Consider the following 25781-nt stretch of genomic DNA (forward strand, 5'->3'; position numbering starts at 1 on the left):
CTCAGCGGATGCTGTTGTCGTGATCGTGGCTGCGGCCACCCCCGTGCCCGTTCGCGGGCGCCGGGATCGACTTCTGCATCTGCACCAGGAACTCGACGTTGGACTGCGTCTCCTTGAGCTTGCCGAGCACCACCTCTAGGGCCTGCTGGGGCTCGAGGCCGGCGAGCGCACGGCGGAGCTTCCAGGTGATCTTGACCTCGTCGGCCGAGAGCAGCATCTCTTCGCGGCGCGTGGACGACGCGTTGACGTCGACCGCCGGGAAGATGCGCTTGTCGGCGAGCTGGCGGTTCAGGCGCAGCTCACTGTTGCCGGTGCCCTTGAACTCCTCGAAGATGACGTCGTCCATCTTGGAGCCGGTCTCGACGAGGGCCGTGGCGAGGATCGTGAGCGATCCGCCGTTCTCGATGTTGCGCGCGGCGCCGAAGAAGCGCTTGGGCGGGTACAGCGCGGACGCGTCGACCCCACCGGTGAGCACGCGGCCCGAGGTCGGCGCCGAGATGTTGTACGCGCGACCCAGGCGGGTGATCGAATCGAGCAGCACGACCACGTCGCGACCGAGCTCCACGAGGCGCTTCGCGCGCTCGATGGCGAGCTCGGCGACCGTGGTGTGGTCCTCGGCGGGACGGTCGAAGGTCGAGGCGATGACCTCGCCCTTCACCGTGCGCTGCATGTCGGTGACCTCTTCGGGGCGCTCGTCGACGAGCACGACCATGAGGTGCACCTCGGGGTTGTTGATCGCGATGGCGTTGGCGATCTGCTGCAGCACGATCGTCTTGCCCGCCTTCGGGGGCGCGACGATGAGGCCGCGCTGGCCCTTGCCGATCGGCGCGACGAGGTCGATGATGCGCTGCGTCAGCTTCTCGGGGGCCGTCTCGAGGCGGAGGCGCTCCTGCGGGTACAGCGGCGTGAGCTTGCCGAATTCGACGCGCGTGGCCGCGTCGTCGACCGACAGGCCGTTGACGGCGTCGACCTTGACCAGCGCGTTGTACTTCTGGCGGCTGGACTGCTCGCCCTCGCGGGGCTGCTTGATCGCGCCGACGACGGCGTCGCCCTTGCGCAGGTTGTACTTCTTGACCTGGCCGAGCGAGACGTACACGTCGCTCGGGCCGGGCAGGTAGCCCGTGGTGCGGACGAACGCGTAGTTGTCGAGTACGTCGAGGATGCCCGCGATCGGAATGAGGACGTCGTCCTCGCCGATCTCGGTCTCGAACTCGTCGCCGGTCGTCTGGGTGCCGCGGCGCTTGTTGCGCTGACGGCCGCGGCCGTTGCCCTGGGCGGGCTGGTCGTCGTCGGCGGCGTCGGCCTTCGCCGGCTCGGCGGGAGCCTGCGGGGCGTGCTGGGTCTTCTCGCCCTGCGCGTTCTGGCCCTGAGCGTTCTGGCCCTGCGCGTTCTGGCCGCCCTGCGCGTTGCGGTTGCGGCTGCGGCTGCGGCTGCGGCTCCGGCTGCGCGACGGGGCCTCGGCGCCCTCACCCTCGGCGGCCTGCTCGCCGCCCTCAGCGGTCTCGGCGGTTGCGTCGGTGTCGGCGGTGGGCGCGTCGGCAGGAGCGGAGGCCGCGACCTCGGCCTCTGCGCCGCCCTCGGCCGGGGCGGCCTCGGCGGGTGCCTCGGCCGGCGCGTCGGCGGGTGCCTCGGCAGCCGGCTCGGCCGGCGCGACGTCGGTGCTCTTCGCCCGGCGCGGCGCGCGCTTGCGCGGAGCCTTCGCAGGGGCGGCCGGAGCCTCGGCGGGCGCCTCGGCAGTGACCTCGGCGACGACCTCTTCTGCGACGATCTCGGCGACGACGGCCTCGGCGACCGCCTCCCGAGCGACGGCCTCGGCGATGACCGCCTCGGCGACGGCCTCTTCGGCGACGGCGTCGGCGACGATCGCCTCGGCGACGGCTTCCTCGGCCACGGTCTCAGCGGTCTCGGCGGCGACCGGGTCACCGGCCTCCTCCGCAGCCTCGGCCTCGGTGACGGCCTCCTCGGCGACGGCCTCGGCCACGACGGCCTCGATGACCGCCTCCTCGGCGACGGCGTCGGCGGCGGCCGCTTCGGCCACGGCCTCTTCGGCGGCTTCCTCGGCCTCGACGGCCTCGATCACGACTTCGTCGACCACTGCCTCGGCAGCGGCATCGACGGTCTCGGCACCCTCGGGCGCTTCCGCGCGCTCGTCGGCCGGAACATCGGCGTGGATCTCGGAGATGGACTCCACGAGTTCTCCCTTGTGAAATACGAACGGTTGTGCACGATCGCACGGCTCTGCCGGTGGCATCTGCCTCTTCGATCAGTTGTCACGCCTGTCGAATCACCCGCCGACGGGGTGAGGGACCGCGAGGTGCTCAGCGGACGTCGGCAGGTCAGAATGCCGTGCGGTGGTTTCGCAGATTTGCGACGGAGGCCAGATTCACGTCTTACGTGGAACCCTCCGCGTACTCCCTCACTGTACCACCCTTGAAGTCGACGGCGAGCATGAGGGCCTCCCACGGAGTGTCGGTCGACGAGGCCGCCAGCGCCGCCGCCTCGAGGCGGCGGCCGGGCCCGTCGGCGAGCACGAGGACGCTGGGCCCCGCGCCCGAGACGACCGCCGCGAACCCCGCCGCGCGGAGTGCACGGACGAGCCCGTCGGTCTCGGGCATCGCGCTCGCTCGGTAGTTCTGGTGCAGCTTGTCCTCGGTCGCGGCCTGCAGCAGCTCGGGGCTCTGGGTCAGGGCAGCGATGAGCAGCGCCGAGCGCGAGACGTTGAAGACGGCGTCCTCGCGGGGCACGTGGAGGGGCTGCAGGCTCCGGGCGAGCTTGGTCGACATCGTGAAGCCGGGCACGAACACGAGCGGCGACACACCCCGGTGGACGAGGAGCTTCTTGTGCTGCGGGCCGTCCTCGTCGACCCACGCGATCGTCAGGCCGCCGAAGAGGGCCGGAGCGACGTTGTCGGGGTGCCCCTCCAGCTCGGTGGCCAGGCGCAGCAGCGCGTCGGGACCGAGCTCGACGTCGCCCTCCAGCAGACCCTTCGCAGCGAGCAGGCCCGACACGACCGCGGCGCCGGAGGAGCCCAGACCGCGCCCGTGCGGGATGACGTTCTTCGCGTGGAGCCGGAGTCCCGGCATCCGTCGTCCGACCGATTCGTACGCGTACGCGATCGCCCGCACCACGAGGTGCGAGGCGTCGCGGGGGACGTCCGCCGAGCCTGCGCCTTCGACCTCGATCTCGAGCTCGCCCTCGGGCAGCGCCGTGACGTCGAGCTCGTCGTACACGCTCAGCGCGAGGCCGAGCGTGTCGAAGCCCGGGCCGAGGTTGGCGCTCGTCGCGGGGACCCGCACCACGACACGCCGCCCGACAACAGCCCTGGGACCGGGCGCCGGTGCGACGGCTGCGTTCACGCGGTCGCCGCCGCAGGGGCGAGATCGAGAACGGATGCCACCTCCGACGTGGTCGCGTCGACCACCGTGGGCTCGACCTCCGAGCCGTCGGCGTTGCGCAGCGCCCAGTGCGGGTCCTTGAGTCCGTGGCCCGTGACCGTGAGGACGACGCGGGCGCCCTGCGGCACGACACCGGCTTCAACGCGGTCGAGGAGGCCCGCGACGCTGATCGCCGACGCGGGCTCGACGAAGATGCCGACCTCGCCCGCCAGCAGCTTCTGGGCGGCGAGGATCCGGTCGTCGTCGATCGCTCCGAACCAGCCGTCGGTCGCCGCGCGGGCCTCGATCGCGAGATCCCACGACGCGGGGTTGCCGATGCGGATGGCGCTGGCGACGGTGTCGGGGTTCTTCACGATCTCGCCGCGCACCAGCGGAGCCGAGCCCTCGGCCTGGAAGCCGAACATGCGCGGCACGCGGGTGGAGACCCCCGCCTCGGCCTCTTCGCGGTAGCCCCGGGTGTAGGCCGTGTAGTTGCCGGCGTTCCCGACCGGGATGAAGTGGAAGTCGGGCGCGTCGCCCAGCTGCTCGACGATCTCGTACGCGGCCGTCTTCTGCCCGTCGATGCGGTCGGGGTTGACCGAGTTGACGAGGTGCACGGGGTAGTTGTCGGCCAGCTCGCGCGCGATCTCGAGGCAGTCGTCGAAGTTGCCGCGGATCTGGATGAGGCGGCCGTTGTGGGCGACGGCCTGGCTGAGCTTGCCCATCGCGATCTTGCCCTCGGGCACGAGCACCGCGGCCGTGATGCCGGCGTGCGCCGCGTACGCGGCCGCCGACGCCGAGGTGTTGCCGGTCGACGCGCAGATGACGGCCTTGGCGCCGTGCTCGATGGCCCGCGAGACCGCGACGGTCATGCCGCGGTCCTTGAACGAGCCGGTGGGGTTCATGCCTTCGAACTTCACCCACACGTCCGCGCCGGTGCGGCGCGACAGCGCCGGGGCCGGGAGCAGGGGCGTGCCGCCCTCCCCCAGCGTGACGACGGTCGACGCCTCGGTGACGCCCAGTCGGTCTGCGTACTCGCGGAGGACTCCGCGCCAAACATGTGCCATGTCAGTCTCCTTCGAAACCCTGGTTGTCTTCGAAACTCAGTTGCCTTCGACCCGCAGCACCGAGACCACCCGCTCGACGACGCCGCTCGCGGCGAGGCGCTCCACCGTGTCGCTGAGGTCCTGCTCCAGTGCCTTGTGGGTGCCGATCACCAGGCGCGCCACGCCGCTCTCGCCGTCGGCCGACTCGACCACGGTCTGCTCGACCGTGGCGATCGAGACGCGGCCCTCGCTCAGAATGCCCGCGACCGTCGCGAGCACGCCCGGCTGGTCGTCGACCTCGAGCGTGATCTGGTAGCTGGTCGTGACGCGGCCCACCGGGACGATCGGCAGATTAGCCAGCGTCGACTCGCCGACCCCGACACCGCCCGCGATGTGGCGTCGTGCGGCCGACACGACGTCGCCCAGCACCGCCGACGCGGTCTGGACGCCGCCGGCACCCGCGCCGTAGAACATCAGGTTGCCCGCAGCCTCGGCCTGCACGAACACGGCGTTGTTGGCGCCGTGCACGCTCGCCAGCGGGTGCGCGCGGTCGATCAGCGCCGGGTAGACCCGCACCGAGATGGACTCACCGGATGCCTCGTTCAGGCGCTCGCAGACGGCCAGCAGCTTGATCACGTAGCCGGCGTGGCGCGCGGCATCCATCATCGACTTGTCGATCGACGTGATGCCCTCGCGGTGCACGGCGTCGAGCGGGACGGTCGTGTGGAAGGCGAGGCTCGCGAGGATCGCGGCCTTCTGCGCGGCGTCGTAGCCCTCGACGTCGGCGGTCGGGTCGGCCTCGGCGTAGCCCAGGCGCTGCGCGTCGGCGAGCACGTCGTCGAACTCGGCGCCCTCGGTGTCCATGCGGTCGAGGATGTAGTTGGTCGTGCCGTTGACGATGCCCATGATCCGCTGCACACGGTCGCCCGCGAGCGAGTCGCGCAGCGGCCGGATGATCGGGATGGCACCGGCGGCCGCGGCCTCGTAGTACACCTCGGCGCCCACCTGGTCGGCGGCGTCGAAGATCTCGGGTCCGTGGGTGGCCAGGAGCGCCTTGTTCGCGGTCACCACGTCGGCGCCGGAATTGATGGCCTGCAGCAGGTAGGCGCGCGCCGGCTCGATCCCGCCCATGAGCTCGATGACGATGTCGGAGCCCACGATCAGCGAGTCCGCGTCGGTGGTGAAGAGCTCCCTGGGAAGGTCGGCGTCGCGCTTGGCGTCGACGTCGCGGACCGCGATCCCCACCAGCTCCAGCCGCGCTCCCGCCCGGTCGGCGAGCTCGTCGGCGTGCTGTCGCAGCAGCGAGGCGACCTGCGAGCCGACGGCCCCGGCTCCCAGCAGTGCGACGCGGAGGCGGCGGTAGTCGGTCATGCGTTCCCTTCCGTCGGTGCGCCGGCGAGCTCGCGCCCGCCGTGCACGGTGCTGACGCCGGCGTCGCGCGAGAGCAGATCGTCGATCGTCTCTCCGCGCACGATGACGCGGGCCTCTCCCCCGCGCAGCGCCACGACGGGCGGCCGGGGGACGTAGTTGTAGTTGCTCGAGAGAGAGAAGCAGTAGGCACCGGTCGCGGGGACGGCGAGCAGGTCGCCGGGCGAGACGTCGCCCGGCAGATACTCGGCGTCCACGACGACGTCGCCCGACTCGCAGTGCTTGCCGACCACGCGCACGAGCGCGGGAGCGGCGTCACTGGCGCGCGAGGCGATGCGCGCCGAGAACTGCGCGCCGTACAGCGCGGGGCGGGCGTTGTCGCTCATGCCGCCGTCGACGCTCACGTAGAGCCGCGCGTTGCCGCCCTCCAGCTCGACCGGCTTGGTGGTGCCGACCTCGTACAGCGTGACGCCGGCGCGGCCGACGATGGCGCGGCCGGGTTCGAAGGCGAGATTCGGAACCGGGATGCCGCGCACCTCGCACTGCTGAGCCACGGCTTCGGCGATGCCCAGGGCGAGCGCCTCGATCGGGGTCGGGTCGTCGATCGACGTGTAGGCGATGCCGAAGCCGCCGCCGAGGTTCAGCACCGGCAGCTCGCCACCCTCGCGCAGCTCCGCGTGCAGCTCCACGATTCGTGCGGCCGACTCCTCGAAGCCGGCGGTGCCGAAGATCTGCGAGCCGATGTGGCAGTGGAGGCCGACGAGCTCGAGTCCGGAGAGCTCGCGGATGCGGGCTGCGGCGGCTGCGGCATCCGTCAGCGTGAAGCCGAATTTCTGATCCTCGTGCGCCGTCGCGAGGAAGTCGTGGGTCTCGGCGTGCACGCCGCTGTTGACCCGCAGCAGCACGGCCTGCGTCACGCCGCGCCGCTCGACGATCGCCGCCAGCCGCTCGATCTCGATCAGGCTGTCGATGACGATCGACCCGATGCCGACCTCGACCGCGCGCTCGAGCTCGGCCATCGACTTGTTGTTGCCGTGGAAGCCGAGTCGCGCCGGATCGGCCCCGGCGGCCAGTGCGACGGCGAGCTCGCCGCCGGTGCACACGTCGACCGCGAGTCCCTCGTCGGTGACCCAGCGCACCACCTCGGTCGTGAGGAACGCCTTGCCGGCGTAATAGACGCGCGCCTGCACGCCGTGCAGTGCGGCCGCGGCGCGGAAGGCGTCCAGCGTGCGCCGGGCGGTCGCGCGCACCTCGTCCTCGTCGACGACGTAGAGCGGCGTTCCGAATCTGCTGCGCAGCGCGGTGACCGGGATGCCGCCGAGCTCGAGCACGCCGTCGTCGTCGCGCGTCGCGGTCTCGGGCCAGACCGCCGGCGCGAGGCCGTTCGCGTCGGCGGGGCGTTCGAGCCACGCGGGAGCGACGGAACGGGTATGCGGGTCGGCGGACACGGTGGACCAATCGGTGGGAGCTTCGACGCTGGGCCGTCCGGGACTCCGGGTGCGGCTGTGCCTGGCCGGAGGGGTCACGCGCCTGGCAGTGCTAGAAGTCTAGGGCACGCCGCTCCCCGCCCCCGCGCCGTATGACGCGCCGCGGCACTCAGGCGCAGGTGCCCGTCTCCTGCAGGGCCGGATCCGTGGCGATCGCGCCGTCGACGTCGAAGTCGGCCACCAGCACGTCGTCCTGCACGGCCACGCCCGTGAGCGTCACCCCGGCGGGCAGATACTGGGCGACGCAGACGTCCCAGTCGCGCAGCACGGTGTCGGTGACGGCGCCGAACTGCTCCCGCAGCGCGTCGGCGGTCACCTCGGAGTCGCCTAGCCGCAGCGAGACCGGCGTGAGCACGATGTCGCCCGCGGCCGCGGACGGCGTGAGCGCGACGCCGACGGGGATCGCCACGCCGAAGAGCTCCAGGTCGCGCGACATCGTGACGTTCGGCGCGGCGAGAGCCACGCTGTCGGCGGGGAAGTCCTCCACGGTCGCGAGCAGCGTCTGCAGCTGCGCCTCGTCGAGCGAGACCGTCGCCGTCGCACCGCTCATCTCGCCGGTGCCCCGCACCGCGACATCCTCGGCGGTCACCGTGACGTCACCGGTCACCCCGCCGAAGCTCACATCGTCGGACGCGATGGTGAGCTCGTCGAGGCTGCCGCCGATGAGCTGCGGGATCACGGCACCGGCGATGCCGACGTCGATCGGCTGGTCGGCCGGCAGCGACAGCTGCGTGCGCACCTGGTCGCGGACCACGCTCGTCACGACCTGGCGCGCGATCGCCTCGGCCGCGAACCACGCCACCACGGCGAGGACCGCCACGATCGCGAACGCGACGATCCAGGGCCACGCCCGTCGGCGTCGACGCTGCACCGGCGCGGCCGCCATCCCGTCGGGAAGCGGCTCGGTGGGCTGCGTGTCGCCGGCGGCCACGACTACATCCGCTCCGGGGCGCCGACGCCGAGGAGGTCCAGGCCGTTGCGCAGCACCTGGCCCGTGGCGTCGTTGAGCCAGAGCCGGGTGCGGTGCACGCTCTCGACCGGCTCGTCGCCGAGCGGGATCACGCGGCAGTTGTCGTACCAGCGGTGGTAGAGACCCGCCAGCTCCTCGAGGTAGCGCGCGACGCGATGGGGCTCGAGCACCTCCGCGGCATAGGCGACCACCCGCGGGAACTCCTGAAGCGCGCCGAGCAGCGCGGACTCGGTCTCGTGCGTGAGCAGCTCGGGAGCGAACTCGGAGCGGTCGACACCGGATGCCGCCGCGTTGCGTCCGACGTTGTGCGTGCGGGCGTGGGCGTACTGGACGTAGAAGACCGGGTTGTCGTTGGTGCGCTTGCGCAGGATCTCGGGATCGAGCGTCAGCGGCGAGTCCGCGGGGTACCGCGCGAGCGAGTACCGCAGCGCATCGGTGCCGAGCCACTCCCGCAGGTCGTCGAGTTCGATGATGTTGCCGGCGCGCTTGGAGAGGCGGGCGCCGTTGATCGATACGAGCTGCCCGATGAGCACCTCGATGTCCTTGTTGGGATCATCGCCCGCCGCACCCGCGAGCGCCTTGAGGCGGTGGATGTAGCCGTGGTGGTCGGCCCCGAGCAGGTAGATCTTGCGACGGAAGCCGCGATCGCTCTTGTTCAGGTAGTACGCCGCGTCGGCCGCGAAGTACGTGTACTCGCCGTTCGTGCGGCGGATGACGCGGTCGCGGTCGTCGCCGAAGTCGGTGGTGCGCACCCACACCGCGCCGTCCTCATCGAACACGTGGCCCTGCTCGCGCAGCCGGTCGACGGCCTCGTCCACGAGGCTGGGCTCGCCACCGGGGCCCTTCGCCTGGAGGACCCGCTCGCTGAAGAAGACGTCGAAGTGCACGTTGAACTTCTCGAGCGACGCCTGCAGGTCGCCGAGCTGGAACTCGTAGGCGCGGTCGCGCGCCACGACGAGCTGCTCCTCCGCCGGCAGCGACAGCAGTTCGGGTACCGCGGCGAGCACGCGCGCGGCGAGGTCGTCGATGTAGGAGCCCGGGTAGCCGTCCTCCGGAGTGGGCTCGCCCTTGGCCGCGGCGAGCACGGAGCGTCCGAAGCGCTCCATCTGCGCACCGGCGTCGTTGATGTAGAACTCGCGGGCGAGCGTGGCGCCGCTGGCCAGCAGCAGGCGGGCCATCGAATCTCCCAGGGCCGCCCAGCGGGTGTGCCCGATGTGCAGGGGGCCGGTGGGGTTCGCGCTGACGAACTCGAGGTTGATGCTGTTGCCGCGCTGCGACTCGTTCGTTCCGAACGCCGCACCCGCCTCGACGATGGTCTTCGCGAGCGCGCCGGCGGCCGCGGCATCCAATCGGATGTTGATGAAGCCGGGACCGGCGACCTCGACGTCGGCGACGCCGTCGACCTCCGCGAGTCCGCCGGCGATCTCGGCCGCGAACTCGCGAGGGTTCGCGCCGACCGCCTTCGCGAGCTTCAGCGCGGCGTTCGAGGCCCAGTCGCCGTGGTCGCGGTTCTTCGGCCGCTCGAGCGACAGGTCGGCCGCGGTCAGCCCTTCGGCCGCACCGGGTCGTCGGGCCTCGGCGAGCGGGGCGACGACGGCGAGCAGGGCGGCGGAGAGGGCTTCAGGATCCATAGCCGGACCAGTCTATTCGCCCGGTCCTGGGCGTTCGGCTCGCCTGCCCGGCGTCGCACCCGTCCCGCGTACGCGTCCCCGCGCCTCTCGGGCTCGCGCCCAGCGGGGGCGCGGCGTCGGAGTCAGGAGATCTGCACCAGTGCGCCGAAGTCGTCGGCGGCGGGGTCGGCGGCCTGGGGCAGCGTCTCGAGTCCCTCCAGCGTCGCGGACTCGGGAACGACCCACGCGTCGACCCGCAGGCGCTGGAGGCCGACGTAGCCGCCGTGATAGCTCAGGAAGGCGCAGTCGGCGGCGTCGCGGCCCGTCGCGATGCGCACCAGCGCATTGCGGTTCGCGAGGCGGGTGGCGTCGATCACGTACCAGGCGCCGTCGAGGTAGGCCTCGGCCACGGCGTGGAAGTCCATGGGGCGCAGGCCCGGCGCGAAGCACGCCGCGTAGCGCGCCGGCATGTCCATCGCCCGCAGCAGGGCGATGACGACGTGGGCGTAGTCGCGGCACACGCCCTGGCCGGTCATGAGTGTCGTCACCGCGCTGTCGGTGCCCTGGCTGAGTCCGGGCGTGTACGTGGTGCTGGTCGAGACGAACTCCGACACCGCCGCGATGAGGTCGTGCCCCGACAGGCCCTTGAACTGGCGGCGCGCCTGCTGGAACACCTCGTCGGACTGCGCGTAGCGGCTCGGACGCAGGTAGGTGATGGCCTCGAGGTCGCTCGTGCGGCTCGATGCGGCCTGGCCGTCGACGGTCGCCTCGTAGCGGATCTCGAGGCGCCCGGGCTCGCCCGTCAGGCGGTGCAGGCGGCTCCCCGACTGGTCGACGATCTCGGTCGGCGTATAGACGCGATCGCCCTGCGTGAACGTCAGCTGCTCGCTCGAGATCGGCACCGCCTGGGCGGCCGCGATCTGGAAGATGAGGTCGACGGATGCCCCCAATTCGAGGTCCATCTCAGCGGTCACGACGCGTTGCACCGAAGTATCCTCGCATGCCGTCGAGGCCGGTTCGTGCGGTCTTCCCCAGCGGCCGCCGTGAGTGTGCTGGACGTGCGCGAGAACCTCAGGATCCACTTCCGGTTTTCCCCAGATCGCACCCCGGGTTCGGAGGTCGTCCGGAGATGACATACCCTCTACTCATGCACGCGCCCGGCCGCTCCCGAGCACGGCGGTTGTGGCTCTCCCTGCTGGGCGTCGCGCTGGCCGTCGCCGCGGTGTGCGCGGTCGCCGTCCTGAGGCCCTGGGGAGCGGCTCCCGAGCCGGTGCCCGCAGTGGCCGCGGCCGAGGGTGAGACGCAGGTCGCGGCATCCGTCCCTCCCGCGCCGCTCGCGCTCGACGAGGGCGCGCGGGTGCTCGTGTTCGGCGACTCGTGGGTGTACGGCTCGGCCGCGAACGTGCCCACGCTGGGCTTCGCCTACCTGCTGGCCGACAGGCTCGGCGTGGAGACCGTCGTCGACGGCGTCCGCGGCAGCGGCTACCTCAGGCCCGGCATCGACGGCCCGGCGTACGGCGAGCGTATCGCGGCGCTCGACCCGGCCCTCGCCCCCGACGTCGTCCTCGTCGAGGGATCGATCAACGACCGCCGGGCGTACCCGGCGGGATACCGCGAGGCGGTCACCGCCGCGTGGGACGCCCTGGCCGCGAAGTTCCCCGACGCCGACGTCGTGATCCTCGGCCCCTCACCCCAGGTGCTTCCGGTCGAGAGCGCGACGCGCGAGATCGACGCCGACCTCGGCGAGATGGCCGCCGCGCGCGGCTGGTGGTACATCTCCCCCATCGCCGACGACTGGATCACGACGGCCAACTACCTCGATGTGATCGACACCGGCCCCGTCGGTCGCGATCACCCGTCGACCGCCGGCCACGCGTACCTCGCCGACCGGGTCGCGGGCGCTCTCGAGCGCCTCGAGGAGCAGCCGGCCATCGTGGCCGACGCTCCTCACGACGACACCACCGTCGCGCCCTGACGTGGCGGGCGGACCCGGTCGAGGGTGGTAACCTCGATCGGCACGCCTCCGTAGCTCAGGGGATAGAGCGTTGGTTTCCGGTACCAAAGGTCGCAGGTTCGATTCCTGTCGGGGGCACCACCACACCACCAGGTCGTGCACCGAAGGTCTTCGCGCATATGCGGAGCACTTGACGCGGGAATCGCCGCCAGGGAACTGGCGGCGATTCACGTTTACGCCTGCGGCGGCCGTTCAGGGCGCCGGATGAATCGCGGAGACGTGCCCCCTGGGCAGTGCACCCCTGGCCTCCATACTGGAAGCGCCATGTCGAAGACCTCCGCCCCCGCCCCCGTCCTCACCACCGCGCAGAAGGTGTGGCGCGTGCTCGTCGTCATCGGCTTGCTCGCGGTGGGCATCACCATGGTGATGGTCGTTCCTGGCAAGGGCGGGGCCGGAGAGATCGGCTCCGAGATCGGCATGCCGGTCATCGTGGGCGGGACCCTGGTCGCGTTCGCGACGCTGCTCATCGCCCACTTCCTGCCGGCCGCGTACCGGGGCGAGCGTCGGAGCGAGCGCGCCACCGCGTGGGCCGGCACCTTCTGGGGGGTGGTCTTCGGCGTCGGCATCGTCGTGGCCTTCCGGCTGTTCATCATCGCCGTGGACGAGGTCAGCCGGTACAGCGATCAAGAGATCGGCGTGTGGTTCGCGTGCACCGCGCTCAATGTGCTGCTGATCTCCACTCACGCGATCCGGGCCACTCTCGCACGCGCGCAGGAATAGCCGCGCGCCGGCTCGCGGGACCGCTCGGCGACCGCCTGTCAACCTCCTTCCCGTCTCCCCGGATGGTGGTCACCATGTCATCGACCGGTGACCGCCTGAGCGAAGGGAGATCGAGATGGTGGATTTCACTCCGGAGGAGGAAGGCGCCCGCCGTGGCGAAGCCGTCGTCTTCTGGTCGTGGATCGTGGTGCTCGCCGGCGGACTGGCGTACCTGATCGCGATCCCGCTGATGGGGCGGTGACCATGCGCCCGCTTCGCGACAACGCGCTCAGCCTCGCCTTCGGCGCCCTGTTCGTGCTGGCACTGGCCGGCCAGTCCGTCGCCGGCTGGCTCGAGAACAACGAGCGCCTGCAGGAGCACGGTCAGGCCGCGGAAGGATTCCTGTCGTTCGTCGGGTCGTCCGAGTTCGTCGTGGACGTCGCCGAGAACTGGCAGTCCGAGTTCCTGCAGTTCTTCCTGTTCATCGTGGCCACGATCTGGCTCATCCAGCGGGGATCGCCCGAGTCGAAGAAGCCCGGCGACGAGGGCCCGGGCACCGACGAGGAACAGCTCGTCGGCGAGCACGCACGACCTGATTCGCCCTCGTGGGCGCGGGCACGCGGCATCCGTCAGACGATCTTCTCCAACTCGCTGCTGCTGGTGATGGGAACGGTGTTCGTGCTGTCGTGGCTGGCGCAGTCGCTCGCCGGCACGGTGGTGATGAACTCGGAGAACGCCGAGCACGGGCAGCCCGCGATCACCTGGGCGGAGTACCTCGGCACACCCGACTTCTGGAACCGGACGCTCCAGAACTGGCAGTCGGAGTTCCTCGCGGTGGGGGCGATGATCGCGCTGTCGATCTTCCTCCGACAGCGCGGTTCGAGCGAGTCGAAGCCGGTCGGCGCCCCGCACCACCAGTCGTCGGTCTCGGGCGAGTGATCTCGAACGCGCAGCGGGCGGGGATCGGATGCCGAGCCCCGGCCGGATCCGGACACGCGGGGCCCCGCAGCCCGGGTGTCAAGGGCTATCCACCAGCGGTCGCCGGGAGGACCATGGACTCGAAGCCTGATCGACGGCCGCCTCGTTGCGACCCCCACCGCGCCGGCCGCCGGCAGACTCCGGACGGAGGCCCACCATGGGCAAGCTGATCTACGAAGGGACCGTCAAGGTCGACTTCGACGACAGGACGCTCGCGCACCTGCAGCTGGTGATCGGGACCAAGCTGAGACGCGGAGAGCCGTTCCACTTCACGTGGCGCGACGATGCCAGCATCGGCGACGGGCGCACGACGATCTGGGTGCATCCACGATGCTCCCTGGTCTACAAGTTCTACGGCAGTCGCAAGCCGCAGTTGAACCCGGCATGGATCGACGCGCTGGCCCACACGGCGAATTCGCCGGCCGGGCTGTACCTGGTTCCTGAGCCTGCCCTGCCGCCGGTCGAGCACGAAGACGCGCACGACCTCGTCGGCTGAGTGGAGGGGCGACTGGACGCGGCGGTCGCCCCCCCACCAGCGGGTCAGCCCTTCACACCACCGGCGCTGATGCCGTGGATGATCTGGCGCTGCGCGAGGAAGAACACGATGATCATCGGCACGGTCGCGATCACGCTCGCGGTGACGATGAGCTCCCAGTGCCACTCGCCGCCGAACCCGAAGGCGTCGACGAGAGACTTCAGCCCGCGCGGGACGGTGAAGTCCGACGAGTCGCGCAGGTAGATGAGCGCCCTCATGAGGTCGGTCCAGACCGCCTGCACTTCGAACACGAAGGTGACGGCGAGCGCCGGCTTGCTCAGCGGGAGAGCGATGCGCCAGAACAGCTGCCAGTTGGATGCCCCGTCCACGCGTGCCGCTTCGAAGAACTCGCGCGGCAGCCCGAGCATGAACTGACGCAGCAGGAAGATGTAGAAGGCGCTGCCGAACATGTTGCCCGCCCACAGGGGGACGAGCGTGCCCACGAATCCCAGCGCGTTCCAGATCAGGAACGTCGGGATCATCGTGACGGCCCCGGGCAGCATCATCGTCGCCAGCACGACGCCGAACAGCGCTCCGCGCCCGCGGAAGCGGAAGTAGGAGAAGCCCCACGCCACCATCGCGCTCGACAGCGTCACCGTGGTCGCGGCGAGCACCGTGACAAGGAGCGTGTTCCACAGCCACAGAGCGAGCGGGGCCGTCTCCCACACTTGGACGTAGTTGTCGAGCGTGAAGGTCTCGGGAATGAGCTTGTTGTCGAAGACCTCGCTGCGCGGCTTGAACGAGGCGCTGACCAGCCACACGAACGGGTACGCGAAGACGACCGCGAGCAGCGACAGCGCGGTGACGACGAGCGCGGTGCGCACCCGACGCCGACGCCGCGCGCGCCCGGCCGTCGAGGTCGGCCGCTGCGCGGCCTCGTCGACATCGGTCGTCGAGCCGCCGGTCGCGGCGGTGTCGATCGGCCCGCTCGGGTGACGGGCACCCAACTCGTCGGGCGTGGACCGGTCGGGCGGCAGCACCCTGCTCATGAGCGGTCCTCCCCCTCGTAGTAGACGATGCGGCGCGACACCACGATCTGAATGACGGTGACGACCATGATCACGGCGAAGAGCACCCACGCCATCGCGGACGCGTAGCCCATGTGAAGGAACTCGAACGCCTGCTGGAACAGATAGATGACATAGAACAGCGCGGCGTCGTTGCTGTAGGTCGTATTGCCGGCACCGAAGAACGCGGTGTACGCCTCGTCGAAGGTCTGCAGCCCCGCGATGGTGTTGACCACGATGATGAAGAAGAGGGCCGGGCTGATCATCGGAATCGTGACCGACAGCGACTGACGCCAGAATCCCGCGCCGTCCATCCGCGCCGAATCGTAGAGCTCGTCGGGTACCGCCTGCAGCGCGGCCAAGAGGATGATCACCGAGGCGCCCACCGTCCAGAGGCTCATGATGATGAGGCCCGGCTTCACCCACGCGGCATCCGTCGTCCACGATGGCCCGTCGATGCCGAACCAGCCCAGGACGGTGTTGAACAGCCCGTTCTGACCGTTGAAGAGCAGGAGGAAGAGGATGCCGACCGCCACCGGCGGCGTCATCTTGGGCAGGTAGAACACGGTGCGGAAGAACCCCGAGCTGCGCCCCGCCCGGTTGAGCAGGAGCGCGAGCATGAGCGACACCAGCACGTACAGCGGCACCTGCACCGCGGTGAAGATCAGCGTGTTGCCGATGGCGAGCGCGATCTTCGGGTCTTCGAAGAGCCGTACGTAGTTCTCCATCCCGACGAACTCGGGATTGTTGATGACGTCGTAGTCCGTGAGCGAGAGATAGACGCTGTAGATGAGCGGCCAGGCGGTGAACAGACCGAAGCCGATCAGCCAGGGGCTCAGGAACAGCAGCGCCGAGCCGACGTACCGCCGCCTGGCCCGCCGGCGCGCCCGCGAACGGTCGGCCGGCGGCGCCGGCGGCGGAGCGGTCAGGGTCGGCGCTGCCATCACTCCTCCGCCTCGAGCTCCGACCACGCCTCGTCGAGCGCGGACTGCGCCTCTTCCTGCGCGGTCGTCAGCGCCTCCTGCGGCGTGCTCTTGCCGTCGAGCACCGCGTTCACCGCGTCGAACATCGCCGTCTTGAACTCCGCGTCGGCGGGGTTCGCCGGAAGCGAGAACGTCGCGTCGTTCGCCTCGTACATCTTCGCGACCGCCGTGTCCCAGGGCTCCCCGCCGGACGTCGTCATCTCGCGGACCATCTCGTCGGCCGTCGCGTTGCCGGTGAGGATGCCGGTGAAGGGCTTGCCCTCCCCCTCGCGGGCTTCGAGCCGGGCCTCGGCCGCAGCCTGCCAGGCGTCGGTGGAGGTCATGGCCCTCGCGAACCGGCACGCCGCCTCGGGGTTCGCGCTGCCGCTCGGGATCGCCCAGGCCGAACCGGAGGCGTATGCGAGGGTCTCACCCTCGCGGTTGCGGACGGTGTCGAACGCCATCGGCGCATCGGGCGAGACGTCGTTGAGCACGTTGACGTACCACTGCTCCATGGGCATCGCCCCGAGCACGCTCGTCGCGAACTGGTTGCCCTCGCCGAAGAAGTCGGCGGAGTCACGGTAGGCCTTGACGGCACTGAACCCGCCCTGAGCCTCGTAGATCGACACCGCCCACTCGAGCGCCTCCACCACCGCCGGATCGTCGAGCTGCGCGGTCTTGCCGTCTTCCGAGATCAGGTCGACGCCGTTGGCCTTGGCCCACAGCGGCAGGAACTCGGGCAGCTTGCTGTCGAAGCCGATCACCTGGATGTCACCGCCCTCGGCGACCGACAGCGCCTCGTTCGCGGCGCTCATCGCGTCCCAGTCCGAGCCGTTCACGTCTTCGACGGTGAGACCGGCACCCGAGAGGAGGTCGGCGTTCGCCATCGTCAGCTGCACGCTGTTGAACTCGGGGATGCCGTACACCGTCCCGTCGAGCGTGACCTGCGCCAGCGCCGCCTCCACGTATTCGTCGGTCGGGATGCCCTCGCCGTCGATGCACCGGTCGAGCGGGATGACGGCACCGCGGGCGGCGAGGGAGCCGATCTGGTCGCGGTTGGCGTAGACGACGTCCGGCGGCTCGCCCGTCGCGACCGCCGAGAGGAACTGCTGCAGATCGAGCTCGCCCTCCGACAGGCTCACCTCAACCTCGCCCAACTGCTCCTCGGCGTAGTCGAGCCGACTGGTCGCGACCTCGTCGACGCCCGAGAAGCCCATCACCGACATCGAGCCGCTGACGTCGGCATCCGGGTCGTATTCCGCGTCGTCATCGCCCGCGCCACCCGTTCCCACGGCACACCCGGCGCCTGTGACGGCCAGCACCGAGATGATGCCGAGGGCCGCCCACGTCCTTGTCTGCTTGCGCATGATCGCCTCCTCCGCCCGGTGAGAAGTGGGCGGTGGTGGCACGGTAGGCGCGGGCGAGACGCACGGGCGAAGGGGTTGACGGCGAGCGCGAGAGGGCGTACACCACGCGCGGAGGAAGCAGAGCCTCCCCTTCGTCGTAGGCCTCGGGAATTCCGTTGTCAAGATGCTTCGTCGTCCGCCGCGCGCCCGCTGAGATGGGGGAGGCGACGGGAGCGGTCATGAAGCGGATCGACATCTTCTACGGCGGAGAGCACTACAGCGTGGGCGGGCGGCGGCTCGAGGATCTTCTGCAGGAGGTCGAGGCGGGCCTGCGCGCGGGCACTCACTGGCTGGAGGTCAACGACGGCGAAGGCATGATGCGTGCCGCGCACCTGCTGGTGAGCCCGGGCGTGCCGATGGCGATCGTGCCGGTCCCCGACGAGGCGCCCGGCCCCGTCCCGGACGAGGCGTGGTTCGAAGGCGAACCGCTCACGAACTGACGACGAGCGGATGCCGCGGCTACGCCTCGCATGCGAGCGGGTGCCGCGGCTGGGCCTCGCGTGACGAGCGGATGCCGCGGCTGCGCCCCACTCGACGAGCGGATGCCGCGGCTACGCCTCGCGCGACGACGACCGGTTCTTGGCGGGCTCGGCCTCGTCCGGCAGCGACGACGTGGGGATGACCACCACGTCCTGCACCTTCCAGTCGAGCGCGGCGACCGCCTCGCGCGCCTCCTCGAGGTGCGCGAGACTCACCTCGTCGTCGGCGGGCACGACGAAGACCTCGACGTGGAAGACCTGTCCCATGTCGCGCATGCGCACGGCGCTCTCGCGCACCCACGGGAACTCGTCGACGCGATTCGCGACCCTCGCGATCAGCGGGTGCGGACGGGCGTCGTCCTCCGTGCGAGCACGCTGATCGATGAGATCCCGCACGGCCGCGCGCGAGTTGCCCCAGCCGTCCCAGATGATCCCAAGCGAGATGAACAGCGCGGCCGCGCCGTCGAGCCACCAGAGTCCGATCCCCACGCCCAGCACGCCGACGATCGACGCGACCGTGGAGGTCCAGTCGGCCTTGGCCATGTCGGCATCCGCGTACAGCACCTTGTTGTGCAGCTGGGGCGCCAGCTTGGCCTTGGCGTGCCCGTAGAAGAACGGGCCGATCACGACCACGCTCATGACCGCGACCATGAACCAGCCGAGCCAGACCGTCTGGCCGAAGACCTGCACCGTGCCGATCGACGGGTGCTCCGCGCGGATGAGACCGCTGATCGCCTCGTAGGCCAGATTGCCGCCCACGGCGAGCAGCGCCACGCCGGCCACCAGGTGGCCCACGCCCATCACCCGGTGGAGGCCGAACGGGAAGGCGCGCGACGGGCGTCGGCGGATGAACAGGAGCGCGACGAGGAACGAGATCTGCGGGATGAGCGACAGCATGTCCTCGATCCACGCCGTCTTCATCGCCTGCGATCCCCCGACCACGAGCGCGATCAGACCGATCGTCACGATCGTGTAGCCGATGGTGAACCATTCCCAGCGGATGGCGCTGCGCAGCGCCTTCTGCTGCGCGGGCGGCAGATCGGTCCGGCCCATGGTCTTCACGGCGCCACCTCCTTGTCGAGGTATCCCTCGAGGGCGGCCTGCCACGCGTTCTCACCGAGCGGCAGCAGCAGCACGACCGGCCCGTGCGCCCCTCGGATCGACTCGTATCCCCGCGTCGCGGCCACGCGCTGCGTCCACGGCGTCGCGTCGGTCATGCCGCCGATCGCGACGTCGAGCTCGCCCGCCTCCAGCGCGTCGACGAGGTCCTCCTCGCTGCCGACGGTCCACGTGACATCGGCGTCGAGCGTGTCGGCGAGCCCTTCGACGAGCTCCGCGAGGCTGCCGCCGACCTCGTCGCCCTCGACGACGACCAGCTCCCCCGACGGCGACGCGCCCGCACGCAGCTCCCCGCCGCGCACGTGATCGAGCGTGCCCTCGGGGTCGGTCGGAACGGTGACACCGCACCCGGCGGTGCACAGCGCGACCACCAGCAAGGGCACGCCGAACACGCGCCGCCACCTGCTCATGACCCCAGTCTCACCCTCCTCCGCGTCGCGGCGCACCGGCTTGACCCCCTCGGGGGGTCCTGCTATCCGCGGGCCGCGCCCCGACCAGCGGCGTCGTCCGGGCGCCCCGGCCAGCGGCGTCGTCCGGACGCGCGCGGGGCCGGCCGCATCCCCGCGTCAGTCGCGCGGGCCGCCGTCCGCCGCCTTCAGCGCGCCCACCGCGGCGCGGTTGGTGGGGAACAACGTCTGACCCGAGAGCAGCCCGAGCTCCTCCAGGCGCCGCCGCGTCGGCTTCCGCACCCGGCTGAACGCCAGACCGATGCCCTGGTCGTCGAGCCACTTCTCCAGCGCCTCGAAGGCCTCGGCGCCGGTCACGTCCACATCGGTGACCGCCTCCATGTCGACGACCACGTGGCGCACCGGACCCTGTGCACCGGTCACCGCGCGCTTGACGGCGCTCGCGAACACCGTGCCGTTCGCGAAGAACAGGGGGGCGGCCATGCGCACCACGACGATGCCCGGCGCCGTCGTGGCGCCGGCGGGAGCGTCTTCGAGCAGCGATTCCTTGGGGTCGCCGTCGTCCGCCAGCACGTCGATCGCGGGATTCGCGGCGCGCTTGGCGAGGTTGATGAGCGCCAGCACGAACGCGACCACGATGCCCGGGATCGCGCCGATGAACAGCGTCACGAGGAAGCACACCGCGCCGATGGCGAACTCGAAGCGGTCCTGGCGCCACAGCTGACGGAACTCCCTGATGCCCAGGAGCGGCAGGATCGCGACCCCGACCACGGCGCCGATCGCGGGCGAGGGGATGTCGGCCAGCAGCGCCGTGCCGAACAGCAGGAGCAGCAGGGTGCCCACCGCCAGCACGAGCGACGGGAGCTGCGTGCGCGAGCCTGCCTGGTCCATCGCCGCCGTCCGCGACGTGGACGACCCCATCGAGAAGCTGCCCTGCGCGCCGGCGGCGATGTTGCCGAGGCCGAACGCCAGCAGGTCGCGGTTGGCGTGGAACGGATAGCCGTGCTTCTCGCCGTACGACCGCGAGACGAGCAGCCCTTCCGCCGTGGTGACGAGGGTGAGGGCGATCGCCGACGGGATGAGCGCCATCCACATCTGCCAGTCGATGACCGGCCAGGTGAGCGTCGGCGGGCCGGCGGGCACCTCGCCCAGCACGTCGACGCCGCGCTGGTCGAGACCCGTCAGCACCACGAGCAGCGTGGACAGGATCAGCACGACGAGCGCCCACGGCACGGCCTTCAGGAACCTCTTGCCCAGCAAGCAGCACCGCGACCGACACCGCCGAGATGGCCAGCGACCAGGCGTTGGTCGTCCCGACGTTCGACACGAGGCCGACGACCTTGTCGACGAACTCCCCTCCCGAGTCGATCTTCACGCCGAGCATCTTCGCGATCTGACTGACGAGGATGTCGAGCGCGAGCCCGCCGACGAAGCCGATCAGAATCGGCTTCGAGAGGAAGTTGGCGAGGAATCCGAGCTTGAACACCGCCATCAGCACGAACATGACGCCGCAGATGATCGCCTGCGCCAGCGCCAGCGTGGCGTAGTCGGAACTGCCGGCGGTCGCGAGCCCGCCGATCGACGAGGCGACGAGCGCCGCCGCGGCGGCGTCCGGCGAGGCGACGAGCTGACGCGACGAGACCACGAGCGCGTAGACGATCGTCGGCACGATGAGCGCGTACAGGCCCGCGGTGGCCGGCAGTCCGGCGATCTGCGCGTAGCCGATGTTGAGCGGGATTGCGATCGCAAGAAGGGTGACGCCCGCGGACAGCTCCGTGGCGAGGTTGCGTGCGGTCAGCCCGGCGAGAGGTCGCTTCATCCGATCTCCTGGATCACTGCGGCCACGATCACGTCCATCCGGCCGTCACACCCACTCTGGCAGAGGTCGCCCCGTCACAGCGGGTCGCCGGGCACCAGCGGCGGGGCGACCGCCTCGCTGGTGACAGTGGCCTGCCAGCCGCGAGCGGCGAGCGCCTCCGTCACCGCCGCGACCACCGCCGAGGTCGCACCGACGCCGCGCAGCGGGTCGTGCCAGAACTGCAGACGGGCGGTGACGCGTGCCTCCGACACGGCGGTGATCAGCACCCCGGCCCGGGGATCCGCGTGCACGCCGTCGGCGGCGGCCGCGGCATCCGTCATCGCCGACGTGATGTCTGCGAGCGGTGCACCCGCCCGCTCGACGCGCACCTGCACCTCGCTGCGCCGGCCGCCGTGTCGCGAGTTGTTGACGAGGGTCTCGGCGAGCAGCTTCGCGTTCGGCACATGCGCGGTGCGCCCGTCGGGCGTGGTGAAGACCACCGCCCGCGAGTTCAGCTCGATGACGGTGCCCGTGATCGGGTTGCCGTCCGGTCCCTCGACGGTGATCTCCTCGCCGATCGCGACGGGCTTGCGTGTGGCGATGAGCACGCTCGCGGCGAAATTGTCGGCGACGCCGCGAAGCACGAGCACCGCGACCACCACGAGGATCAGCACGACCGCGAGCACCGGCTGCACGTTCGCGCCGAGGAACGCCAGGGCGATGCCCAGCCCCAGCAGGAGCAGGGTGTACTGGACGAACCGCGCGGCGAAACGCGTCGCGGCCGGCGTCGCCGTCGGGACGTGGCCCATCACGTCGACGACAGCGCGCTTGGCGACGCGGGAGGCGATCCACCCGGCGACGAGCGCGACGACCGCCCACAGCACCTGCCACCAGGTGATCGGCGTGCTCAGGAACTGGCTGAAGTCCACGTCGTCAGACTACGAGGCGACGGCGGGCCCGGCGCGAGCCTCGCCGGGGCTCCGGCTTCGTACGAGAGCCCCGGCGATGCCGGGCGCACAGGATGATCCCCTCGGTGCCGAAGCGCCGGGGGGATCGTCGTGCGATGTCTGTTTCCGTGTCCGGTTCCCTTCCGGGTTCCGCGTCTCCGTTGCCGTCGCATGACCGAATGTCCTCCCCTGAACGCCTCTCGTCAAGAGTTCACGCAGAAGTCATGTCGACGTCAGGTTGAAGGTTGGGCGGCGCCACGGTGCGGGCGCCGTCGAGGTGCCGAACGCGAACGACGGAAGACGACGGATGCCGCGACCCGGCGATTCGCGCGGGTCGCGGCATCCGTCGCCACGATCACTCGTGGCCGACGAGCTTGAGGCCGACCACGCAGCCCACGAGGCCGAGGATCAGCAGCATCTTGACGAACGAGAAGGCCTCGTCGCCGGTGATCATCGCGTACGCGACGGTCAGCGACGCGCCGATGCCGACCCACACCGCGTAGGCGGTGCCGGTCGAGATGTCGCGCATGGCCCACGCCAGCCCGCCCATGCTGAGCACCAGCGAGACGCCGAAGACCACCGTCGGCCAGAGCTTGGTGAAGCCCTCGGTCTTGCCGAGCGCGGTGGCCCACACAGCTTCGAGCACGCCCGAGAGGATGAGGATGACCCACGACATGACTGTGCCTCCTGGCCAGTCTTGTCGCGCACCGGGTACTGATCCGTCGTCCGGGGATCCGGTCGGGGATCCGCGTTCCAGGCTACCCGACGTGCCTGGTCACCCCCTGTGCAGCCGGCGACGCGCACTCCGGGCGACGTCGGCTCAGACCAGGAAGAGCCAGTCGAGCATGCCGGGGTTGTGGGCGTGCACGAGGACGAGGAACACGACCGCGTCGAAGAGCAGGTGCACCGTCACGACGTACGCGAGTGAGCGCGTCTTCATGAAGATGAAGCCCTGCAGCAGCGCGAACGGGATCGTGAGGAGCGGCCCCCACGCCTGGTACCCCAGCTCCCACAGGAACGACACGAACACGACCGACTGCAGCACGTTCGCCTGCCAGAACCGGAAGTGCCGGCGCAGCAGCGCGAAGCACGTGCAGATGAAGAACAGCTCGTCCCAGATGCCGACGGCGCCGACGCCCACGAACAGCCGCGCGATGAGCTCGGGGGTGTCGACCACCGGCCAGTTGAGGTAGACGCCCGACGTGATGAAGTAGAACGGCAGGATCAGCCAGGCGAGCAGCAGCACACCGACGAGCCACGTCCACTGGAAGGTCGTCCAGCGACCGCCGCCGCGCCACGGGAACCGGATCGCCCGATCGCGGTAGACCCACCGCGAGATCGCGTACGGCACCGCCACCGCTCCCCCGAGCGCGATCGCGAACCGCAGGATCGCGAGGTTGTCGAGCTCGGCCTTGAGCGGGATGGCGCTCACGATGAGCAGGCCGACCGCGATGAGCGACAGATCCCGCAGCAGCGACGGCGGACGGATGCCGGTGTCCGCCGCGGTGACACCGCTCGGCTGGGCGCGGCCGCCGGTCGCGATCGGGTCGGCCGAGGCATCCGTCCGCGCCGCCAGCAGTGCCGCCAGAAGCCCGGCCGCGAGCAGTGCCCAGCCGAGCCAGGGCACCCGCACGACGAAGAAGGCCGGCGCCGCGAGGCACACGAGGAGCGCGGGGACCAGCCGCCACGACCATGCGCGGACCACCGGGACGGGGGCGAGGTCGGGGTGTGCGGGCATGCGCGGCGGCTCCAGGGTATATCGGGCGATCAGCGGTCGAGCGTCACGGGATCGGGGCGGGCGCCGTGGACACGGTCGCGGGCGGGGTCGCGCTCACGGTCGCGCGACCCGGCGGTAGGCGAGATCGCGGATGTCGCGCCCCACGCGCGCGCCCTTGCGCTCGAACGCCGTGAGCACCCGACCGTCGAATCGCGGGGCCCACTCCCCTTCGAACGCGGCGTCGAACTCGGGTGCGGCCGAGAGCACCTCGCGCATCTGCAGCGCGTAGTCCTCCCAGTCCGTCGCGAGGCGCAGCATCCCGCCGTCCTTCAGCGCCCCGGCGGCGATCGCCGCGAAGCCGTCGGCGACCAGGCGCCGCTTGGTGTGCTTCTTCTTGTGCCAGGGGTCGGGGAAGAAGACCCACAGTTCGTCGACGGATGCCGGGGGCAGCAGGTGCTGCAGCACCTCCGGCGCGTTCGCCTCGACGAGGCGCAGGTTGCGTGCTCCGGCGCGGTCGGCATCGAGCATGGTGCGCGCGAGCCCGGCGCGGAACACTTCGATGGCGAGGAAGTCGGTGTCGGGGTTCGTCGTGGCGGCGTGCACGATCGCGTGGCCCTGGCCCGAGCCGATCTCCGCGACGAGCGGAGCCGGGCGGCCCCAGACCTCGACCGGGTCGATCGCCGAGTCGGGAAGGATGCTGGTGGCGGCGCGATCGCGCGGCACCTCGATCACATAGTGCGGGGCGAGCTCGGTCCAGGCGCGCTCCTGGGCTTCCGACATCCGCCCGCTGCGCCGCACGAACGACACCGGCCTCTCGCGGAAGGTGCGGGGCTCGGGCGCGGGCGCGGCAGCGTTCGTCACCGCTCCAGGCTACCCAGGCCGCCTGGGCTGTCGTTTCCGCGAGAGTACAGCTGGTCGCCGAGATGCGGGTTTCTTCCCTACCTCTCGTCCACCAGCCGTACTCTCGCGGCCGGAAGGGGGCGGGGGCGGGAGGAGCGGGCGGGGCGGGGGCGGGCTACTGGGGGACCGTCACGAAGTCGATGAGCTCTTCGACACGGCCGAGGAAGGCGGGCTCGAGGTCGCGGTAGGACTTCACCGACGCGAGGATGCGCTGCCACGCGCGCGCGATGTCGGCCTGGTCGCGCGCGGGCCAGCCGAGCGCGCGGCACACGCCGACCTTGTACTCGATGCCGCGGGGCACCTCGGGCCACCGCTCGATGCCGACCGCGCGGGGCGTGACGCACTGCCACACGTCGATCCACGGGTGCCCGACGATGAGCACGTGCGCGCCGTGGCGGCCCCGTGCGACCGCGTCGGCGATCCGCGACTCCTTCGAGCCGGGCACGAGGTGATCGACGAGCACGCCGTAGCGACGCTCGGCCGACGGCGGCTCCTCCTCGAGCGCGGCGTCCAGCAGGTCGATGCCCTGCAGGTACTCCACGACGACACCCTCCTCCCGCAGGTCGTCGCCCCACACCCGCTCCACGAGCTCGGCGTCGTGCCGCCCTTCGACGAGGATGCGGCTGGCGCGGGCGACGCGCGCGCGTGAGTCCGCCGCGGCGAACGACCCCGAGGCGGTGCGCTTCGGGCCGGTGTGGGCGGGCGCGGCGACCGGGCGCTCGAGCACCACATCGCGTCCGTCGATCAGGAAGCCGGCTCCCAGCGGGAACAGCCGCCGCCGGCCCCGCCGGTCCTCGAGCTCGACCATGCCGCTCGCGCACCCGACCACGGCGCCGCAGAAGCCGTCGTCGGCGACCTCGACGACGAGATCGCGGGATGCCGCCACCCGCGGCAGCTCGCGCACCCCGTGGCCCTTCCAGCCCGTGGCCAGCACATCGGCGCCGTAGCGATCGTCCAT

The 25781-nt window shown here is 70.9% G+C and carries 25 protein-coding genes, 1 tRNA gene, 1 pseudogene and 1 riboswitch; of the genes and pseudogenes, 7 read left to right on the top strand and 20 right to left on the bottom strand.

Features of this window, described 5'->3' with window-relative positions; translation table 11 throughout:
* Window position 1: 1 nt before the first annotated feature.
* From rho to IM770_RS07205, 8 genes are all read right to left on the bottom strand, one after another.
* Complete coding sequence (gene rho, locus IM770_RS07170) at window positions 2–2191, bottom strand: transcription termination factor Rho (protein WP_203580461.1); 2190 nt, start codon at window positions 2189–2191, stop codon at window positions 2–4.
* Window positions 2192–2390: 199 nt separating this feature from the next.
* The gene (thrB, locus tag IM770_RS07175; RefSeq protein WP_203580462.1) at window positions 2391–3356 is read right to left on the bottom strand and encodes a homoserine kinase; all 966 of its coding nucleotides are present in this window, start codon (window positions 3354–3356) and stop codon (window positions 2391–2393) included.
* Complete coding sequence (gene thrC, locus IM770_RS07180) at window positions 3353–4441, bottom strand: threonine synthase (RefSeq protein ID WP_203580463.1); 1089 nt, start codon at window positions 4439–4441, stop codon at window positions 3353–3355. Before thrC ends, thrB begins: the two co-directional genes overlap by 4 nt.
* A 36-nt stretch (window positions 4442–4477) precedes the next feature.
* On the bottom strand, window positions 4478–5791 hold the full coding sequence (locus IM770_RS07185) for a homoserine dehydrogenase (RefSeq protein ID WP_203580464.1): 1314 nt from the start codon (window positions 5789–5791) through the stop codon (window positions 4478–4480).
* Window positions 5788–7236 (bottom strand): diaminopimelate decarboxylase, encoded by a 1449-nt coding sequence (gene lysA / locus IM770_RS07190; RefSeq protein ID WP_203580465.1) that lies wholly within the window; start codon window positions 7234–7236, stop codon window positions 5788–5790. The genes IM770_RS07185 and lysA overlap by 4 nt, the downstream gene beginning before the upstream one ends.
* A 148-nt stretch (window positions 7237–7384) precedes the next feature.
* Window positions 7385–8206, bottom strand: coding sequence for an LmeA family phospholipid-binding protein (locus tag IM770_RS07195; protein ID WP_203580466.1), 822 nt, complete (start codon window positions 8204–8206; stop codon window positions 7385–7387).
* A 2-nt stretch (window positions 8207–8208) separates the two neighbouring features.
* Window positions 8209–9876 (bottom strand): arginine--tRNA ligase, encoded by a 1668-nt coding sequence (gene argS, locus IM770_RS07200; protein ID WP_203580467.1) that lies wholly within the window; start codon window positions 9874–9876, stop codon window positions 8209–8211.
* Between the two features lie 122 nt (window positions 9877–9998).
* Window positions 9999–10841 (bottom strand): transglutaminase-like domain-containing protein, encoded by an 843-nt coding sequence (locus IM770_RS07205; protein ID WP_307785396.1) that lies wholly within the window; start codon window positions 10839–10841, stop codon window positions 9999–10001.
* A gap of 161 nt (window positions 10842–11002) precedes the next feature.
* Between IM770_RS07205 and IM770_RS07210 the strand changes: the two genes are divergently transcribed.
* The 6 genes from IM770_RS07210 (at window position 11003) to IM770_RS07230 (ending at window position 14042) form a co-directional block, all read left to right on the top strand.
* A complete protein-coding gene (locus IM770_RS07210; protein WP_239065901.1) occupies window positions 11003–11830 on the top strand; it encodes an SGNH/GDSL hydrolase family protein in 828 nt (275 codons plus the stop codon).
* Window positions 11831–11874: 44 nt separating this feature from the next.
* Window positions 11875–11950 (top strand) — tRNA-Arg (locus tag IM770_RS07215).
* A gap of 183 nt (window positions 11951–12133) precedes the next feature.
* Complete coding sequence (locus IM770_RS07220; RefSeq protein ID WP_203580469.1) at window positions 12134–12589, top strand: hypothetical protein; 456 nt, start codon at window positions 12134–12136, stop codon at window positions 12587–12589.
* A gap of 115 nt (window positions 12590–12704) precedes the next feature.
* Entirely contained in the window at window positions 12705–12830 is a 126-nt protein-coding gene (locus IM770_RS18045) for a hypothetical protein (protein ID WP_275403138.1), read from the top strand.
* Window positions 12831–12832: 2 nt separating this feature from the next.
* The gene (locus IM770_RS07225; RefSeq protein WP_203580666.1) at window positions 12833–13507 is read left to right on the top strand and encodes a DUF6766 family protein; all 675 of its coding nucleotides are present in this window, start codon (window positions 12833–12835) and stop codon (window positions 13505–13507) included.
* Between the two features lie 196 nt (window positions 13508–13703).
* Entirely contained in the window at window positions 13704–14042 is a 339-nt protein-coding gene (locus IM770_RS07230; RefSeq protein WP_203580470.1) for a DUF7882 family protein, read from the top strand.
* A 44-nt stretch (window positions 14043–14086) separates the two neighbouring features.
* Here the strand turns inward: IM770_RS07230 and IM770_RS07235 are convergent, their stop codons facing one another.
* From IM770_RS07235 to IM770_RS07245, 3 genes are read right to left on the bottom strand one after another with little or no spacing between them, the layout of a single operon-like run.
* Window positions 14087–15070: a carbohydrate ABC transporter permease gene (locus tag IM770_RS07235; protein WP_203580471.1), complete on the bottom strand. Its 984-nt coding sequence runs from the start codon at window positions 15068–15070 to the stop codon at window positions 14087–14089.
* Window positions 15067–16032 carry a carbohydrate ABC transporter permease gene (locus tag IM770_RS07240; protein ID WP_203580472.1) on the bottom strand — a complete coding sequence of 322 codons (966 nt, stop codon included), beginning with the start codon at window positions 16030–16032 and terminating at the stop codon, window positions 15067–15069. Before IM770_RS07240 ends, IM770_RS07235 begins: the two co-directional genes overlap by 4 nt.
* Window positions 16032–17417 carry an ABC transporter substrate-binding protein gene (locus IM770_RS07245; RefSeq protein ID WP_203580473.1) on the bottom strand — a complete coding sequence of 462 codons (1386 nt, stop codon included), beginning with the start codon at window positions 17415–17417 and terminating at the stop codon, window positions 16032–16034. The genes IM770_RS07240 and IM770_RS07245 overlap by 1 nt, the downstream gene beginning before the upstream one ends.
* 218 nt (window positions 17418–17635) lie before the next feature.
* Here IM770_RS07245 and IM770_RS07250 point away from each other — a divergent pair, with 218 nt between their 5' ends.
* Window positions 17636–17896, top strand: coding sequence for a hypothetical protein (locus IM770_RS07250; RefSeq protein ID WP_203580474.1), 261 nt, complete (start codon window positions 17636–17638; stop codon window positions 17894–17896).
* A gap of 111 nt (window positions 17897–18007) precedes the next feature.
* On the opposite strand, the gene IM770_RS07255 is transcribed toward IM770_RS07250, so the two are convergent.
* From IM770_RS07255 to IM770_RS07290, 9 genes and pseudogenes are all read right to left on the bottom strand, one after another.
* Window positions 18008–18988, bottom strand: coding sequence for a cation diffusion facilitator family transporter (locus IM770_RS07255; RefSeq protein WP_203580667.1), 981 nt, complete (start codon window positions 18986–18988; stop codon window positions 18008–18010).
* A 5-nt stretch (window positions 18989–18993) separates the two neighbouring features.
* Window positions 18994–19464, bottom strand: coding sequence for a transglycosylase SLT domain-containing protein (locus IM770_RS07260; RefSeq protein WP_203580475.1), 471 nt, complete (start codon window positions 19462–19464; stop codon window positions 18994–18996).
* Between the two features lie 156 nt (window positions 19465–19620).
* Window positions 19621–19944 carry a sodium-independent anion transporter gene (locus IM770_RS17895; RefSeq protein WP_239065931.1) on the bottom strand — a complete coding sequence of 108 codons (324 nt, stop codon included), beginning with the start codon at window positions 19942–19944 and terminating at the stop codon, window positions 19621–19623.
* Between the two features lie 222 nt (window positions 19945–20166).
* Window positions 20167–21280, bottom strand: a pseudogene (locus tag IM770_RS07265) (SulP family inorganic anion transporter); the annotation flags it as partial.
* 74 nt (window positions 21281–21354) lie between these two features.
* Window positions 21355–22188 carry a mechanosensitive ion channel domain-containing protein gene (locus IM770_RS07270; RefSeq protein WP_203580476.1) on the bottom strand — a complete coding sequence of 278 codons (834 nt, stop codon included), beginning with the start codon at window positions 22186–22188 and terminating at the stop codon, window positions 21355–21357.
* A 373-nt stretch (window positions 22189–22561) separates the two neighbouring features.
* A complete protein-coding gene (locus tag IM770_RS07275) occupies window positions 22562–22882 on the bottom strand; it encodes a DMT family transporter (protein ID WP_203580477.1) in 321 nt (106 codons plus the stop codon).
* A 10-nt stretch (window positions 22883–22892) separates the two neighbouring features.
* A riboswitch (guanidine-III (ykkC-III) riboswitch) is annotated at window positions 22893–22958 on the bottom strand.
* Window positions 22959–23026: 68 nt separating this feature from the next.
* Entirely contained in the window at window positions 23027–23944 is a 918-nt protein-coding gene (locus IM770_RS07280; RefSeq protein ID WP_203580478.1) for a CPBP family intramembrane glutamic endopeptidase, read from the bottom strand.
* A gap of 93 nt (window positions 23945–24037) precedes the next feature.
* A complete protein-coding gene (trmB, locus tag IM770_RS07285; RefSeq protein ID WP_203580479.1) occupies window positions 24038–24784 on the bottom strand; it encodes a tRNA (guanosine(46)-N7)-methyltransferase TrmB in 747 nt (248 codons plus the stop codon).
* A gap of 154 nt (window positions 24785–24938) precedes the next feature.
* A complete protein-coding gene (locus IM770_RS07290; RefSeq protein WP_203580480.1) occupies window positions 24939–25781 on the bottom strand; it encodes a DUF3097 domain-containing protein in 843 nt (280 codons plus the stop codon).

It is taken from the genome of Microbacterium hibisci (assembly GCF_015278255.1).
GTDB classification, from domain to species: Bacteria; Actinomycetota; Actinomycetes; order Actinomycetales; family Microbacteriaceae; genus Microbacterium; species Microbacterium hibisci.

Coding starts and splice junctions, on each gene's coding strand:
- IM770_RS07230 (WP_203580470.1), top strand. CDS start 13,704: ATGGGCAAGCTGATCTACGAAGGGACCGTCAAGGTCGACTTCGACGAC.
- IM770_RS07290 (WP_203580480.1), bottom strand. CDS start 25,781: ATGGACGATCGCTACGGCGCCGATGTGCTGGCCACGGGCTGGAAGGGC.
- IM770_RS17895 (WP_239065931.1), bottom strand. CDS start 19,944: ATGGCCGCCCCCCTGTTCTTCGCGAACGGCACGGTGTTCGCGAGCGCC.
- IM770_RS07275 (WP_203580477.1), bottom strand. CDS start 22,882: ATGTCGTGGGTCATCCTCATCCTCTCGGGCGTGCTCGAAGCTGTGTGG.
- argS (WP_203580467.1), bottom strand. CDS start 9,876: ATGGATCCTGAAGCCCTCTCCGCCGCCCTGCTCGCCGTCGTCGCCCCG.
- IM770_RS07245 (WP_203580473.1), bottom strand. CDS start 17,417: ATGCGCAAGCAGACAAGGACGTGGGCGGCCCTCGGCATCATCTCGGTG.
- thrC (WP_203580463.1), bottom strand. CDS start 4,441: ATGGCACATGTTTGGCGCGGAGTCCTCCGCGAGTACGCAGACCGACTG.
- IM770_RS07210 (WP_239065901.1), top strand. CDS start 11,003: ATGCACGCGCCCGGCCGCTCCCGAGCACGGCGGTTGTGGCTCTCCCTG.
- IM770_RS07240 (WP_203580472.1), bottom strand. CDS start 16,032: ATGGCAGCGCCGACCCTGACCGCTCCGCCGCCGGCGCCGCCGGCCGAC.
- IM770_RS07280 (WP_203580478.1), bottom strand. CDS start 23,944: ATGCCCGCACACCCCGACCTCGCCCCCGTCCCGGTGGTCCGCGCATGG.
- IM770_RS07250 (WP_203580474.1), top strand. CDS start 17,636: ATGAAGCGGATCGACATCTTCTACGGCGGAGAGCACTACAGCGTGGGC.
- IM770_RS07235 (WP_203580471.1), bottom strand. CDS start 15,070: ATGAGCAGGGTGCTGCCGCCCGACCGGTCCACGCCCGACGAGTTGGGT.
- IM770_RS07220 (WP_203580469.1), top strand. CDS start 12,134: ATGTCGAAGACCTCCGCCCCCGCCCCCGTCCTCACCACCGCGCAGAAG.
- IM770_RS07255 (WP_203580667.1), bottom strand. CDS start 18,988: ATGGGCCGGACCGATCTGCCGCCCGCGCAGCAGAAGGCGCTGCGCAGC.
- IM770_RS07260 (WP_203580475.1), bottom strand. CDS start 19,464: ATGAGCAGGTGGCGGCGCGTGTTCGGCGTGCCCTTGCTGGTGGTCGCG.
- IM770_RS07185 (WP_203580464.1), bottom strand. CDS start 5,791: ATGACCGACTACCGCCGCCTCCGCGTCGCACTGCTGGGAGCCGGGGCC.
- IM770_RS07225 (WP_203580666.1), top strand. CDS start 12,833: ATGCGCCCGCTTCGCGACAACGCGCTCAGCCTCGCCTTCGGCGCCCTG.
- IM770_RS18045 (WP_275403138.1), top strand. CDS start 12,705: ATGGTGGATTTCACTCCGGAGGAGGAAGGCGCCCGCCGTGGCGAAGCC.